This is a genomic window from Azospirillum sp. 11R-A (assembly GCF_049472615.1).
In the GTDB taxonomy this organism is placed as follows: domain Bacteria; phylum Pseudomonadota; class Alphaproteobacteria; order Azospirillales; family Azospirillaceae; genus Azospirillum; species Azospirillum palustre.
This window is the reverse complement of sequence record NZ_JBCEBL010000006.1, coordinates 209,681-222,379: the sequence shown is the minus strand read 5'-3', so window position 1 is coordinate 222,379 and position 12,699 is coordinate 209,681. Positions and strand designations below refer to the sequence as shown.

16 protein-coding genes are annotated in these 12,699 nt (G+C 69.8%); 9 read left to right on the top strand and 7 right to left on the bottom strand.

Annotation, left to right across the window (positions count from 1 at the left end; all coding sequences use genetic code 11):
- The first annotated feature begins 13 nt into the window (after positions 1-13).
- The 6 genes from VH569_RS11910 (at position 14) to VH569_RS11885 (ending at position 4,530) form a co-directional block, all read left to right on the top strand.
- Positions 14-583, top strand: a complete 570-nt coding sequence (locus VH569_RS11910; RefSeq protein WP_423315512.1) for a DsbE family thiol:disulfide interchange protein — start codon at positions 14-16, stop codon at positions 581-583.
- A complete protein-coding gene (locus tag VH569_RS11905) occupies positions 583-1,065 on the top strand; it encodes a cytochrome c-type biogenesis protein (protein ID WP_395458888.1) in 483 nt (160 codons plus the stop codon). The genes VH569_RS11910 and VH569_RS11905 overlap by 1 nt, the downstream gene beginning before the upstream one ends.
- On the top strand, positions 1,065-2,498 hold the full coding sequence (gene ccmI / locus VH569_RS11900; protein ID WP_423315511.1) for a c-type cytochrome biogenesis protein CcmI: 1,434 nt from the start codon (positions 1,065-1,067) through the stop codon (positions 2,496-2,498). The genes VH569_RS11905 and ccmI overlap by 1 nt, the downstream gene beginning before the upstream one ends.
- 45 nt (positions 2,499-2,543) lie before the next feature.
- Positions 2,544-3,380 (top strand): shikimate 5-dehydrogenase, encoded by an 837-nt coding sequence (locus tag VH569_RS11895; RefSeq protein WP_423315510.1) that lies wholly within the window; start codon positions 2,544-2,546, stop codon positions 3,378-3,380.
- Between the two features lie 151 nt (positions 3,381-3,531).
- Positions 3,532-4,107 (top strand): Smr/MutS family protein, encoded by a 576-nt coding sequence (locus VH569_RS11890; protein WP_423315509.1) that lies wholly within the window; start codon positions 3,532-3,534, stop codon positions 4,105-4,107.
- Between the two features lie 24 nt (positions 4,108-4,131).
- Positions 4,132-4,530, top strand: coding sequence for a helix-turn-helix domain-containing protein (locus VH569_RS11885; protein WP_109052241.1), 399 nt, complete (start codon positions 4,132-4,134; stop codon positions 4,528-4,530).
- Between the two features lie 139 nt (positions 4,531-4,669).
- Here VH569_RS11885 and VH569_RS11880 read toward each other — a convergent pair whose 3' ends face one another.
- From VH569_RS11880 to hisB, 7 genes are all read right to left on the bottom strand, one after another.
- Positions 4,670-5,038 (bottom strand): histidine triad nucleotide-binding protein, encoded by a 369-nt coding sequence (locus tag VH569_RS11880; protein WP_423315508.1) that lies wholly within the window; start codon positions 5,036-5,038, stop codon positions 4,670-4,672.
- 42 nt (positions 5,039-5,080) lie between these two features.
- Entirely contained in the window at positions 5,081-5,404 is a 324-nt protein-coding gene (locus VH569_RS11875; protein ID WP_423315589.1) for a phosphoribosyl-ATP diphosphatase, read from the bottom strand.
- Between the two features lie 88 nt (positions 5,405-5,492).
- Positions 5,493-6,278, bottom strand: a complete 786-nt coding sequence (gene hisF, locus VH569_RS11870; protein WP_423315507.1) for an imidazole glycerol phosphate synthase subunit HisF — start codon at positions 6,276-6,278, stop codon at positions 5,493-5,495.
- The gene (hisA, locus tag VH569_RS11865) at positions 6,278-7,024 is read right to left on the bottom strand and encodes a 1-(5-phosphoribosyl)-5-[(5-phosphoribosylamino)methylideneamino]imidazole-4-carboxamide isomerase (RefSeq protein WP_098740906.1); all 747 of its coding nucleotides are present in this window, start codon (positions 7,022-7,024) and stop codon (positions 6,278-6,280) included. The genes hisF and hisA overlap by 1 nt, the downstream gene beginning before the upstream one ends.
- Positions 7,025-7,085: 61 nt before the next feature.
- Positions 7,086-7,628: a GNAT family N-acetyltransferase gene (locus tag VH569_RS11860; protein WP_376957876.1), complete on the bottom strand. Its 543-nt coding sequence runs from the start codon at positions 7,626-7,628 to the stop codon at positions 7,086-7,088.
- 4 nt (positions 7,629-7,632) lie between these two features.
- Positions 7,633-8,277, bottom strand: a complete 645-nt coding sequence (gene hisH / locus VH569_RS11855) for an imidazole glycerol phosphate synthase subunit HisH (protein ID WP_423315506.1) — start codon at positions 8,275-8,277, stop codon at positions 7,633-7,635.
- Positions 8,278-8,338: 61 nt separating this feature from the next.
- Entirely contained in the window at positions 8,339-8,962 is a 624-nt protein-coding gene (gene hisB, locus VH569_RS11850) for an imidazoleglycerol-phosphate dehydratase HisB (RefSeq protein ID WP_044550958.1), read from the bottom strand.
- 135 nt (positions 8,963-9,097) lie between these two features.
- On the opposite strand from hisB, the gene VH569_RS11845 reads away from it, so the two are divergent.
- The 3 genes from VH569_RS11845 to hslU all read left to right on the top strand — a co-directional run bounded on the left by VH569_RS11845 (position 9,098) and on the right by hslU (position 12,640).
- Positions 9,098-10,621 carry a serine protease gene (locus VH569_RS11845; RefSeq protein ID WP_423315505.1) on the top strand — a complete coding sequence of 508 codons (1,524 nt, stop codon included), beginning with the start codon at positions 9,098-9,100 and terminating at the stop codon, positions 10,619-10,621.
- Positions 10,622-10,724: 103 nt separating this feature from the next.
- Entirely contained in the window at positions 10,725-11,288 is a 564-nt protein-coding gene (gene hslV, locus VH569_RS11840; RefSeq protein ID WP_098740902.1) for an ATP-dependent protease subunit HslV, read from the top strand.
- A gap of 5 nt (positions 11,289-11,293) precedes the next feature.
- Positions 11,294-12,640 (top strand): ATP-dependent protease ATPase subunit HslU, encoded by a 1,347-nt coding sequence (gene hslU / locus VH569_RS11835; RefSeq protein ID WP_423315504.1) that lies wholly within the window; start codon positions 11,294-11,296, stop codon positions 12,638-12,640.
- Positions 12,641-12,699 lie beyond the last annotated feature (59 nt).

Here is a 12,699-nt window from a genome sequence, read left to right as displayed (position 1 = left end):
GACACGAGACACCATGCGCCGCCTTCTGTACCTGCTGCCCTTCCTGCTGTTCATCGGGGTGGGCGTCGCCTTCTTCCTGGGGTTCGAGCGCGACCCGCGCGACATCCCGTCGGCCCTGATCGACAAGCCGGCCCCGACCTTCGACCTGCCCGCCATTCCGGGCCAGATGGTGCAGGGCCAGCCGGTCCAGGGACAGCCAGGGGCCGGCGGCCTGTCCTCCGCCAGGCTGGCCGGCGACGTGACGCTGGTGAACGTCTTCGCCTCCTGGTGCATCCCCTGCAAGGCGGAGCATCCCGTCATCACCCGCCTGTCGCGCGAGCAGGGGGTGACGGTCTACGGCATCAACTACAAGGACAAGCCGGAGGACGCGCTGACCTGGCTGTCGCGCAACGGCAACCCCTATGCCGCCATCGGCGCCGACCAGGATGGCCGGGTGTCGATCGACTGGGGCGTCTATGGCGTGCCGGAGAGCTACCTGATCGACCGCAAGGGCCGCATCCGCTTCAAGCATGTCGGCCCGCTGACCCCGCAGGTGGTGGAGGAGCAGATCCTCCCGATGGTCAAGCATCTGAGGCAGGGCTGATGAAGCGACTCCTCCTCGCCGCCCTGCTGGCGCTGTCGACGCTCTCGCCTGCCGCCCGCCCTGCCCTGGCGGTCCAGCCGGACGAGGTGCTGCCGGATCCAGCGCTGGAAAACCGCGCCCGCACCATCAGCCAGGAGCTGCGCTGCCTCGTCTGCCAGAACCAGTCCATCGACGACAGCAACGCGCCGCTGGCCCGCGACCTGCGCCTCCTGGTGCGCGACCGGCTGAAGGCCGGCGATAGCGACGACAAGGTGATGGAATACGTCACCGACCGCTACGGCGACTATGTGCTGCTGCGGCCGCCCTTCAAGGCGACCACGCTGGTGCTGTGGATCGGTCCCTTCGCCGTGCTGCTGCTGGGTGCGGCCGGCACCTTCCTGTTCCTGCGCGGGCGGCGCGGCGTTGCCGCCGGTGCCGACACCGCGCCCCTGAGCGCGGATGAGCGGCGGCGGCTGGACGCCCTGCTGCGGAAAGACGACTGATGCTGTTCTGGATTTTCGCCGCCGTCCTGACCGCGGCCGTGCTGCTGCTGATCGTGCCGCCGCTTCTGCGCACGGCCGGATCCGGCCCCGACCGGGAGGAGTTCGACCGCGAGGTCTACCGCGACCAGCTGGACGAGCTGGAGCGCGACCGTGCGCGCGGCCTGATCAACGACGCCCAGGCCGAGGCGGCCAGGGCGGAGATCGCCCGGCGCATGCTGGCGACCGCCGAGAAGACCGCGGCGACCGGCAGCGTCGCCCCGCGCAGCGCCCGGCTTCTGGCCGTGCTGCTGGCGCTGGTGCTGCCGGCCGGCGCGCTTGCCGTCTATGGATCGGTCGGCCGCCCGGATCTGCCGGCCCAGCCGCTGGCCTCGCGCAACATCGAGCAGGAGCGTGGCGGTCCGCCGAAGAGCGTTCTGGCCGCGATGGACAAGCTGAAGGCCCAGCTGGCCGAGAATCCCAGCGACATCCAGGGCTGGCTGATCCTGGGGCAGGCTTATGCCAAGATGGGCCGCAACGGCGACGCCGCCGATGCGCTGCGCCATGCCGTCGCCCTGAACAGGGACGATGTCGAGGTGCAGGGGCTGTTCGCCGAGACGCTGGTGTCCGCCAACGACGGCATGGTGCCGGAAGAGGCGGTGGCCGCCTTCGACGCCGTGCTGGCGAAGGACCCGAAGGACCCGCGCGCCCGCTTCTTCGCCGCCCTCGCCCGATTCCAGGCCGGCGACCAGCAGGGGGCGCTGGACCGCTGGAGCGCGCTGATGGCGGAGTCCCCCGCCGATGCGCCGTGGGTGCCGGTGGTGCGCGACCAGATCCGCGAGGCCGCGGTGGCGCTGAACCTCGACCCCGCCAAGGTCACGCCGCAGCCGCTGCCGCCGGAGCAGAAGGAACAGGCGGCGCAGGGCGGCCAGCAGGCGGCCCCGAACGCGCAGGGCAATGGGACGGCCAATGCCCAGGCCAACCCCCAGGGCAACGCAGCGGGCCAGGACGAGATGATCCGCGGCATGGTCGCCAACCTCGCCGCCCGGCTGGACGCCGACCCGTCGGACGTCGACGGCTGGCTGAAGCTCGCCCGCTCCTACGGCGTGCTGGGCGACACCGCCAAGGCGCTGGACGCCGCCCGCAAGGCACGCGAGCGGGCGCCGGACCGCGCCGACGTGCAGGTCGCCTACGCCAACGCCGTGTTGCAGACCCAGCCGCGCAACGAGACGCCGAAGCCCCTGCCGGAAGAGGCGACCTCCGCCCTGCGGCTGGCGCTGAAGGCGGAGCCGGACAACAAGGACGCGCTGTGGCTGCTCGGCCTCGACGCCATGATGTCGGGCCACAAGGACGAGGCCGCCGCCCATTGGGGTAAGCTGATCGCCCAGTTCAAGCCGAGCGATCCGGAATACATTCTGCTGAAAGGACGTTTGGACGCGTTGAAGGCCGGCGGCTGACCCGCCGGACAACGTCCAACCAGAAAGCGGCAAGGAGAGGCTTGGTTGCCCCACAAGATCGACAGAGACACGCGCCTGTGCATTTCGCTTTCGGGCCGCCCGAGCAACATCGGCACGCGCTTCCACAATCACCTCTATGAAGCGCTCTCGCTGAATTACGTCTACAAGGCGTTCACCACCACGGATCTGCCGGGGGCCATCACCGGCATCCGGGCGCTGAACATCCGCGGCTGCGGCGTGTCGATGCCCTTCAAGGAAGCCTGCATTCCCTTCCTCGACGAACTGGACCCGTCGGCCGCCGGGTTGCAGTCGGTCAACACCATCGTCAACGACATCGGCGCAGACGGGAGCAGCCGGCTGCGCGGCTACAACACCGACTATCTCGCGGTGCGCACGCTGCTCGACCGTCACGACGTCTCGCCCGCCCTGCCCTTCGCGCTCCGCGGCAGCGGCGGCATGGCCCGTGCGGTCGTGTGCGCGCTGCGCGATTCCGGCTTCACCAACGGCACGCTGATCGCCCGCAACGAGGCGGCCGGCCGCCGGCTCGCCGACGAGTACAGCCTGCCCTGGCAGCCGGACAGCACGGGCATCGCCGAGGGGTCGCTGCTGGTCAATGTGACGCCGCTCGGCATGGCCGGCGGGACGGAGGCCGACACCCTCGCCTTCGAACCGGCGCTGATCGCATCGGCGGCGCAGGTGTTCGACGTCGTCGCCATGCCGGCCGAAACCCCGCTGATCCGCGCCGCGCGGGAAGCCGGCAAGCCGGTGATCACCGGCGCCGAGGTGATCGCCCTCCAGGCGCTCGAACAGTTCGTGCTCTACACCGGCGTGCGTCCGACCGACGAGCAGGTCGCGGCGGCCGCCGCCTGGTCGCAGGGCTGAGCGCAGGCTTCGGCAAAGTGCCGCCTCATGGGCGGCCTTTTCGCCTGCACCCTTTTTCTTTGCGGCGCGGCAACACACATTGACAGGGGCGGGCCGACGGGCTTTATCCGTTGGCACCGCCCTTTTCTCTGCCGCAGAAGGTTCCGCGCCGATGACCCGCAGACGACTGCCCACGCCCGACGAGCGGCGCCTGTGGCGGATCGCCATGCGCGACGCCGAACCGATGCCGGGCCGCGCCGTAGAGGTGGAGGCGGAACCGCTGGCGACCATGGCGGAGCTGGTCGAGGAGCCGGTGGCGACCAGCCTCGCCCCGCCGCCGACCGCAAAGCAATTCCCCGGCCCGGCCCGGCCGTCGCGGGCGGCCCACCCGCCGCTGACGCCCGGTTCGACCGCCAACATCGACCGCCGCACCGGCGACCGCTTCCGCCGCGGCGAGCTGGAGATCGACGGCCGCATCGACCTGCACGGCATGACCCAGGCGCAGGCCCACCACGCGCTCGCCGGCTTCGTCCACCGCGCCTGGAACGAGGGGCGGCGCTGTGTGCTGGTCATCACCGGCAAGGGCAGTTTCGGCAGCCTGGGCGTGCTGCGGCAGGCGACCCCCCGCTGGCTGGCGGATCCGGGCCTGCGGCCGATGGTGCTGGCGATCCAGCCGGCGCAGCCCAAGCATGGCGGCGACGGCGCGCTGTATGTCTTGATCAAACGGCGGCGCGACCGTAAGGACTAGGTCCCAAACAGTCAGGGACTCCACATGACCCCGTTCGGCGAACGGGTCCGGTCGCTGCGAGACGCCAGGGGCGTGACGCTGAAGCAGATGGCGACCGACCTGTCCATCTCGTCCGCCTATCTGTCGGCGCTGGAGCATGGCAAGCGCGGCCAGCCCTCCCCCCAGCTGGTCCGGCAGATCTGCGCCTATTTCGGCATCATCTGGGACGAGGCGGAGGAGCTGGAACGGCTGGCGGATCTGTCCCACCCGCGCGTGACGGTGGACACCTCCGGCCTGAGCGCGCGGGCGACGGAACTCGCCAACCTTCTGTCGGAACGGATCGGCGATCTGGACGAGGACGGGATCGCGGCGATCCTGGCGATCCTCGACGCCGTGCCGCCGAAGAAGGGGGCACGGCGCCGGGTGGGGATGCGCCGGAGGTAGAGGCTACCGGCGCCGGGCGTTTTCGCCCTCAATCGGCGGGCGCGGCCATCCGGCCGCTTGCCTTCGCAGGCATAGGCCTGCGGGGCCGCGGTCGCGGCCCTTACCGTCGAGCGTAAGTCATGACTTACGCTCGACGGTATCAGGCCTTGCCGATCATCCGCCCCAGGTCGCGGCCGGCGAACAGGTGGATGTGCAGGTGGGGCACTTCCTGATGCGCGGCCTCGCCGCAATTGGACAGGATGCGGTAGCCGGGGCCGTCGGCGCCGACCATGCGGGCGACCTCGCCCACCGCGCGGAACAGGCCGGCGATCTCCGCCTCCGACGCCTTGGCGGTGAAGTCGTCCATGTCGATGTAGGCGCCCTTCGGGATCACCAGCACATGGGTCGGGGTCTGCGGCTCGATGTCGTGGAATGCCAGCGCATGTTCGGTCTCATGCAGCTTCTTGCACGGGATTTCGCCGCGCAGGATGCGGGCGAACACGTTGTTGGCGTCATAGCTCTTGGCCATCGCATGCGTCCTCTTGCTGGGGAATCCCGGATCAGGCCCCAATCAGGCCTTGCGGGATTTCTTCTCGTCGATGCCGCTGGTGCCCTCGCGCTGGGCGAGCCTGCTCCAGACCTCCGCCGGATCCAGCCCGAGATCGGCCCACAGCACCAGCAGGTGATAGAGCAGGTCGGCGGATTCCGCGGCCAGTGCCGCCTTGTCGCCGCGCACGGCCTCCAGGATCGCCTCCACCGCCTCCTCGCCCACCTTCTGGGCGATCTTGGCGGTGCCGCGGCTGTAGAGCTTCGCGGTGTAGGAGCTTTCCGGATCCGCCCCCTTGCGCGCCTGCACGGTGACGAACAGGCGGTCGAGCACCTCCGCCGACGGCATGGCGGACGGGGTGGCCGACGGCAGGGCCTGGAGCTTCTCGGCAGCCTTCTCGGCGGCTTTTTCCGCGGCCTTCTCGGTGGCCTTCTTGTCACCCATTCGTCGTCTCCAGCGCCTTGGCCGGGCGCACCGGGATGCCGGCAGTGGCGAGCGCGGCCTTGGCCTGGCCGATGGTGTAGGTGCCGAAATGGAAGATCGAGGCGGCGAGCACTGCGGTGGCGTGCCCCTCGCGGATGCCCTCCACCAGATGGTCGAGCGTGCCGACGCCGCCCGACGCGATCACCGGGACGCGGATGCTGTCCGCCACCGTGCGCGTCAGCTCCAGGTCGAAGCCGCTCTTGGTGCCGTCACGGTCCATCGAGGTCAGCAGGATTTCACCCGCCCCCAGCGATTCCATCCGCCTGGCCCACTCCACCGCGTCGATGCCGGTGGCGTTGCGGCCGCCATGGGTGAAGACCTCCCACTTGCCGGGAGCCACCTTCTTGGCGTCGATGGCGACGACGATGCACTGGGCGCCGAACTTCTCGGCGCCTTCGCGCACGAACTCCGGACGGTGGATCGCCGCGGTGTTGATCGACACCTTGTCGGCGCCAGCCAGCAGCAGCTTGCGGATGTCGTCCACCGTGCGCACGCCGCCGCCGACGGTCAGTGGCATGAAGACCTGCTCCGCCGTCCGCCGCACCACGTCGAAGATGGTGTCGCGGTTCTCGTGGCTGGCGGTGATGTCGAGGAAGGTCAGCTCGTCGGCCCCCTCGCGGTCGTAGACGCGGGCCTGCTCCACCGGATCGCCGGCATCGACCAGATCGACGAAATTGACCCCCTTGACCACCCGGCCGTCCTTGACGTCCAGGCAGGGGATGACACGCATCTTCAGCATCAGTCGGCGTCCTCGACGGCGGGGGCGGACAGCAGGGCCAGTGCCTCCTTGGGATCGATCCGGCCGTCGTACAGCGCCCGGCCGCAGATCACGCCTTCGATCCCGGTGTCCTCCTCGACCTTCAGCGCCTTCAAGTCCTCGATGGACGAGACGCCGCCGGACGCGATGACCGGCGTGGTCAGGTGGAAGGCGAGATCGGAGGTGGACTCGACGTTGACGCCGCCCATGGCGCCGTCGCGGTTGATGTCGGTGTAGATGATGGCGGCGACGCCGCAATCCTCGAACTTCAGCGCCAAGTCGAGCGCCTTGATGTCGGAGGTCTCGGCCCAGCCGGCCACGGCGACATAGCCTTCGCGCGCGTCGATGCCGACGGCGATCTTGCCGGGGAACTCGCGGCAGGCCGCCTTGACCAGCTCCGGATCGCGCAGCGCCACCGTGCCCAGGATGACGCGGCTGATGCCCTTCTCCAGCCACATGCCGATGGTGGTCAGGTCGCGGATGCCGCCGCCGAGCTGCACCGGGATGGTGACCGACTTCAGGATGCTCTCGACCGCCGCACCGTTCACCGGCTTGCCTTCGAAGGCGCCGTTGAGGTCGACCAGATGCAGCCATTCGAAGCCCTGGCTCTGGAACAGGCGGGCCTGTTCGCCGGGATCGGTGTTGAAGACCGTGGCCTGGCTCATCTCGCCGCGCAGCAGGCGGACGCAGGCACCGTCCTTGAGGTCGATGGCGGGGTAGATGATCATCGCGGGCGTCTTCCTATGGCGTGGCTGGCGGTTGTCGGGCGGGCGGTCATTGGGCTGGCAGTTATTGGGCCGGCGGCTGTTGCGCAGGCTCCAGATCCTTGCAGTAGTAATGTCCGGCGAGCGGCTTGCCCTGCACCAGCGCGTAGAAGGGATGGGTGCCCCAGCGCTTGAAGCCGAGCGATTCATAGAGCGCGATGGCCGCATCCTGCGTCACGCGGACGTCGAGGTTCAGCACCTTGAAGCCGACGGCGCGCGCCTCTTCCAGCACCGCCACGGTCAGGCGGCGGGCAAGGCCGTGGCCGCGCGCCCAGGGGGCGACGAAGCTGGTGGTCAGCTGGGCGGCGTGGGCCTGCGCCTCGTTGTTGCGCGGCGGCTTGACCAGCTGGGCGGATCCGGCCACCACCCCGTCCAGGCGGGCGACGAACATCACCCGTTCCGGCACCACCAGAACGCCCTTCCAATAGCGTTCCATCACATCGCGCGGCGGCGGCTCGACCCAGCCGAAGCCGCCGCCGGCGCGGATGGCGTCGTCAGCGGCGTCGCACAGATCGTGCAGGTCAGCGGTCTTCAGCGCATCGACCTTGTCGATGGCGATCTCGGCCATCTCGTCAGACCTTCCAGCGCAGGAAATTGGCGATCAGCGCCAGGCCAGTCGCCTGGCTCTTCTCCGGGTGGAACTGGGTGCCGACCAGATTGTCGCGCCCGACCACCGCGGCGAAGGGCCCGCCATAGTCCGCGGACGCGATCAGCGTGTCGGGATCGGCGAGCTTGAACTGGTAGGAATGGACGAAGTAGGCGTGGCTGCCTTCCGGCAGGCCGGCCAGCACCGGGTGCGGGTGGCGGATGTTCAGCTCGTTCCAGCCCATGTGCGGGATCTTCAGGGCCGGATCGGCCGGCTCCAGCTTCACCACCTCGCCCGGGATCCAGCCCAGCCCCTCGGTCACGCCATATTCGCGACCACGCTCCGCCATCAGCTGCATGCCGACGCAGATGCCGAGGAACGGCCGGGCGCGGCGGTGCACCACCTCCTCCAGTGCCTCCAGCATGCCGGGAACCTCCGACAGGCCGCGCTTGCAGTCGGCGAAGGCGCCGACGCCGGGCAGGACCACGCGGTCGGCCCGGCGGACGGCATCGGCGTCGGAGGTGACGAGGACCGTGTAGGACGCATCGGCTTCACCGGCCGCGCGCTCGATCGCCTTGGCGGCGGAGCGCAGGTTGCCGGAGCCGTAATCGATCAGCGCGACCGTTTCCATGAACGTGACAAACCTTCCGATAGGACGGCGGAGGGGGAGGACTGGACCGCGGTCCCCGCCGTCAGAGCGATCCGCCGAGCGTGCCCTTGGTCGAGGGCACCGCATCGCGCTTGCGCGGGTCGATCTCCACCCCGGCGCGCAGCGCGCGGGCAAGCGCCTTGTAGCAGCTTTCCACGATGTGGTGGTTGTTCTCGCCATACAGGTTCTCGACGTGCAGCGTCACGCCGGCGGCCATGGCGAAGGCCTGGAACCACTCGCGGAACAGCTCGGTGTCGAAATCGCCGATCTTGTCGCGGGTGAAGTTCACCTTCCAGATCAGGTAGGGCCGGTTGGAGAAGTCCAGCGCCACCCGCGTCAGCGTCTCGTCCATCGGGACATAGGAATGGCCGTAGCGCTGGATGCCCTTGCGGTCGCCGAGCGCCTTCGCCACCGCCATGCCGATGGCGATGCCGGTGTCCTCGGTGGTGTGGTGATAGTCGATGTGCAGGTCGCCGTCGGCCAGGACCGTCAGGTCCATCAGGCTGTGGCGCGACAGCTGTTCCAGCATATGGTCGAGGAAGCCGACCCCCGTCTTGACGTCGTAGACGCCGGTGCCGTCAAGGTTCAGCGCGACCCGGATCCGGGTCTCCGTGGTGTTCCGCTCGATCGAGGCGCGGCGGCCGCCATTGATGGGGGTCTGGTCCATGGCGGTTTTGTAGCAGGAAGCATCCTCACGCGCCAGCATCCGGCACGATTGATGCGCGCCCTGTCCATTCCGACGATTGTCCTACGGACGTGTGCAGGATAGAGTTGTTTACACTTCCTGCGTGCATATCCGCTTATGACCGACCATCCGCGCTTTTTCGCCGCAGTCCTGACCCTGCTTCTCGGCCTGCTGCCGGCCGGATGCGCCGGCCTGTCCCCGCCCCCGCCGGTCGCCAGGACGGCGCCGCCGGTGGCCGCCGGGACCACGGCGCCGTTGCGCTTCGGCGAGTTGACCATCGGGTCGATGCGGCGCGGGATGCAGATCGGCCGCTATGTCTGGGGCATCGACTGCGCCCCGCCCTATGACGACGTCTATTGGACCAGCGGCGTCAACATGCGGCGCGGCTCCACCTTCGACGAGCGCTTCGCCGAGGCGATGACCGCCGCCGGTTTCGACGTGGTCGGCCGGCCCGGCGGTCCCGACAACCCCGACGGCAACCGCAGCCGCGCCCGCTTCACCGTGCAGGGCGACCTGCGCGACGTGCAGTTGGAGCTGTGCCACCGCACCAACTGGCTGACCGGCAGCAGCAAGGGCAGTTCCGGCACCGGCAGCGTCAAGGTGGAATGGACGGTCTACGACGCGCGCGGCGGCGGGCTGGTGCACCGTGTGGTCACCACCGGCGCGATTGCCCAGGAGAGCGGCGTGCCGCAAGGCGACACCCTGCTGGTCGAGGAAGCCTTCGCCGCCGCGGTCGAGGCGCTCGCCGCCGACGGCGGCTTCCGCGCCCTGCTGTCGGGCGGCGCCCTGCCCCAGTCCCAGCCACAGTCTCAACCTCCGTCGGCCCTGTTTCCCGTGGCGGCGCCGGCCGGATCCGGCCCCACTCCGCTGACGCCGGACGCAGCACCTCCTGCCCTGGCTGCGGGGTCCGCGGTGTACCGTCCAGGCCGCCTGCTGCTGCGGACCGGGGCCGGATCCGGCCGGCCCGCGGCGGCGAGACTGCCGGTCGGTGGGTCGCATGGGCTGGTGATCGGCGAGACCGAGGCGGCCGGCGAGGTCCAGGCGGTGCTGCTGGCCCCGCTGCCTGGATCCGACCCCACCGTCACCGTCCGGCCCGCCCGCGGGGTGGAACTGACCGGCTGGGTGGTCGGGCGCGACCCGGCCAGCGGCTTCGCCCTGGTCCGGGTGCCAGCCCGGCTGCCCGCCCTGCCCGTCCGCACCGCGGCCCTGCGCGTCAGCGAGCCGGTGCGGGCGATCCCCGGCGGACGGGGACGGGAGGTCGCCGGCATCGTCGGCGGATTGCCGGCCGACGAGGGGAATGGTGCCACGCTGATCCAGGCGGATCTGGGCTCGGCCGCCCTGCTGACCGCGGTGACCGAGGCGGGCGACCCGCTGCTGGACGGCAGCGGCGCACTGGTCGGTATCGCGCCCTCCGCCGGCCGTTCCGCCCCCACTCTGGCCGCCACCCCGGCCGGTCTGGTCGAGTTCCTGGCGCTCGGTCCGCTGCTCGACCGGCTGGGGGCGGATCCGGCTGGCCCTATGCCGTCCGCCGCTCCGGCCAAACCGGGCAAAGCGCGCCGGAACGGCCCGGTCGAGTCCCTGTGGGAGGAGGATGGGCCAAACGGCGATATGCTTGACGGGGACATCGCCCCTCCCACATAGACCGGATGCCCTGCCGCCACGACTTGCAAGGTCCATGCGCCTGCGACGGCGCCCCGGATCCGGGGCGGCGGGACAATTTCCCATTCTCCAGCGTGGTTCCCGCATGACCTATCCAGCGTCCAATCCTCACGATCCCATCCAGTGGCACGGCACCACGATCCTGTCGGTGCGCAAGAACGGTCAGGTGGTGATCGCCGGCGACGGGCAGGTCTCGGTCGGCCCGACGGTGATGAAGGCCAACGCGCGCAAGGTCCGCTGGCTGGCTGGCGGCACGGTGATGGCGGGCTTCGCCGGCGCCACCGCCGACGCGATGACCCTGTTCGAACGGCTGGAAGGCAAGCTGGAGCAGTATCCCGGCCAGCTGACCCGCGCCTGCGTCGAGATGGCCAAGGACTGGCGCACCGACCGCTACCTGCGCCGGCTCGAGGCGATGATGGCGGTGGCCGACAAGAGCGTCAGCCTCGTGCTGACCGGCAACGGCGACGTGCTGGAACCGGAGGACGGGCTGATCGGCATCGGCTCCGGCGGTTCCTACGCCCTGTCGGCGGCGCGTGCGCTGATCGACATCGACGGGATGGATGCGGAAGCCGTGGCACGCAAGGCGATGAAGATCGCCGCCGGCATCTGCGTCTACACCAACGAAAACGTCACCCTGGAAAAGCTGTGAGCGCCATGACGACTCAATCCGCTTCCGTCTCCGCCGACACCGCCGCCTTCAGCCCGCGCGAGATCGTCTCCGAACTCGACCGCTACATCGTCGGCCAGAACGAGGCCAAGCGCGCGGTCGCCATCGCGCTGCGCAACCGCTGGCGCCGGCAGCAGCTGCCCGAGGGCCTGCGGGAAGAGGTGTTGCCGAAGAACATCCTGATGATCGGCCCGACCGGCGTCGGCAAGACCGAGATCGCCCGCCGCCTCGCCCGGCTGGCCCAGGCTCCCTTCCTCAAGGTCGAAGCGACCAAGTTCACCGAGGTCGGTTATGTCGGCCGCGACGTCGAGCAGATCGTCCGCGATCTGGTCGAGGCCGCCATCGGCCTGACCCGCGAGCGGCTGCGCAAGGAGGTCGCCGCCAAGGCCGAACTGCGGGCGGAGGAGCGGGTGCTCGACGCGCTGTGCGGCGACAGCGCCAGTGCCGAGACGCGCGCCAAGTTCCGCAAGATGCTGCGCGAGGGCACGCTGAACGACAAGGAGATCGAAATCCAGGTCGCCGACACCGGGGCGCCGGCCGGCATGCCGACCTTCGACATCCCCGGCGTGCCGGGCGGCCAGATGGGCATGCTGAACCTGAACGACATGTTCGGCAAGATGATGGGGGGCCGCACCAAGACCCGCCGCATGACGGTGGCCGAGAGCCACACCGTGCTGATGGCCGAGGAGTCGGACAAGCTGCTGGACCAGGAAAAGGTGGTGGCCGAGGCGATCCGCGCGGTCGAGCAGAACGGCATCGTCTTCCTCGACGAGATCGACAAGATCTCCGCCCGCTCCGACGCCCGCGGCGCCGACGTCAGCCGCGAAGGCGTCCAGCGCGACCTGCTGCCGCTGATCGAAGGCACCACGGTGTCGACCAAGCATGGCCCGGTGAAGACGGACCATGTGCTGTTCATCGCGTCGGGCGCGTTCCACATCGCCAAGCCGTCGGACCTGCTGCCGGAGCTGCAAGGCCGCCTGCCGATCCGCGTCGAGCTGAAGGCGCTGAGCCAGGACGACTTCAAGCGCATCCTGACCGAGCCGGAGGCCAGCCTGATCCGCCAGTACAAGGCGCTGATGAAGACGGAGGAGGTCGATCTGGTCTTCACCGACGACAGCATCGACGAGCTGGCCCGGCTGGCGGCGGAGATCAACGGCTCCGTCGAGAACATCGGCGCGCGCCGCCTGCACACGGTGCTGGAGCGGCTGCTGGAGGAGATCAGCTTCGCCGCCAGCGACCGGGCCGGCGAGACGGTCACCATCGACGCCGCGCTGGTGCGCGAGCGGGTCGGCGGTCTGGCGAAGAACGCGGACCTGTCGAAGTTCATCCTGTAAAAGCGCGAGGGGCGCCCGAGACGGCGCCCCTCTGCTTCACGTGAAACATTGCCCGGCGA

What these genes read in the sequence shown, in the direction of transcription:
- VH569_RS11910 (WP_423315512.1), top strand. Translation starts at nt 14, where the DNA reads ATGCGCCGCCTTCTGTACCTGCTGCCCTTCCTGCTGTTCATCGGGGTG.
- VH569_RS11905 (WP_395458888.1), top strand. Translation starts at nt 583, where the DNA reads ATGAAGCGACTCCTCCTCGCCGCCCTGCTGGCGCTGTCGACGCTCTCG.
- ccmI (WP_423315511.1), top strand. Translation starts at nt 1,065, where the DNA reads ATGCTGTTCTGGATTTTCGCCGCCGTCCTGACCGCGGCCGTGCTGCTG.
- VH569_RS11890 (WP_423315509.1), top strand. Translation starts at nt 3,532, where the DNA reads ATGACCCGCAGACGACTGCCCACGCCCGACGAGCGGCGCCTGTGGCGG.
- VH569_RS11885 (WP_109052241.1), top strand. Translation starts at nt 4,132, where the DNA reads ATGACCCCGTTCGGCGAACGGGTCCGGTCGCTGCGAGACGCCAGGGGC.
- VH569_RS11880 (WP_423315508.1), bottom strand. Translation starts at nt 5,038, where the DNA reads ATGGCCAAGAGCTATGACGCCAACAACGTGTTCGCCCGCATCCTGCGC.
- VH569_RS11875 (WP_423315589.1), bottom strand. Translation starts at nt 5,404, where the DNA reads ATGCCGTCGGCGGAGGTGCTCGACCGCCTGTTCGTCACCGTGCAGGCG.
- hisF (WP_423315507.1), bottom strand. Translation starts at nt 6,278, where the DNA reads ATGCTGAAGATGCGTGTCATCCCCTGCCTGGACGTCAAGGACGGCCGG.
- hisA (WP_098740906.1), bottom strand. Translation starts at nt 7,024, where the DNA reads ATGATCATCTACCCCGCCATCGACCTCAAGGACGGTGCCTGCGTCCGC.
- VH569_RS11860 (WP_376957876.1), bottom strand. Translation starts at nt 7,628, where the DNA reads ATGGCCGAGATCGCCATCGACAAGGTCGATGCGCTGAAGACCGCTGAC.
- hisH (WP_423315506.1), bottom strand. Translation starts at nt 8,277, where the DNA reads ATGGAAACGGTCGCGCTGATCGATTACGGCTCCGGCAACCTGCGCTCC.
- hisB (WP_044550958.1), bottom strand. Translation starts at nt 8,962, where the DNA reads ATGGACCAGACCCCCATCAATGGCGGCCGCCGCGCCTCGATCGAGCGG.
- VH569_RS11845 (WP_423315505.1), top strand. Translation starts at nt 9,098, where the DNA reads ATGACCGACCATCCGCGCTTTTTCGCCGCAGTCCTGACCCTGCTTCTC.
- hslV (WP_098740902.1), top strand. Translation starts at nt 10,725, where the DNA reads ATGACCTATCCAGCGTCCAATCCTCACGATCCCATCCAGTGGCACGGC.
- hslU (WP_423315504.1), top strand. Translation starts at nt 11,294, where the DNA reads ATGACGACTCAATCCGCTTCCGTCTCCGCCGACACCGCCGCCTTCAGC.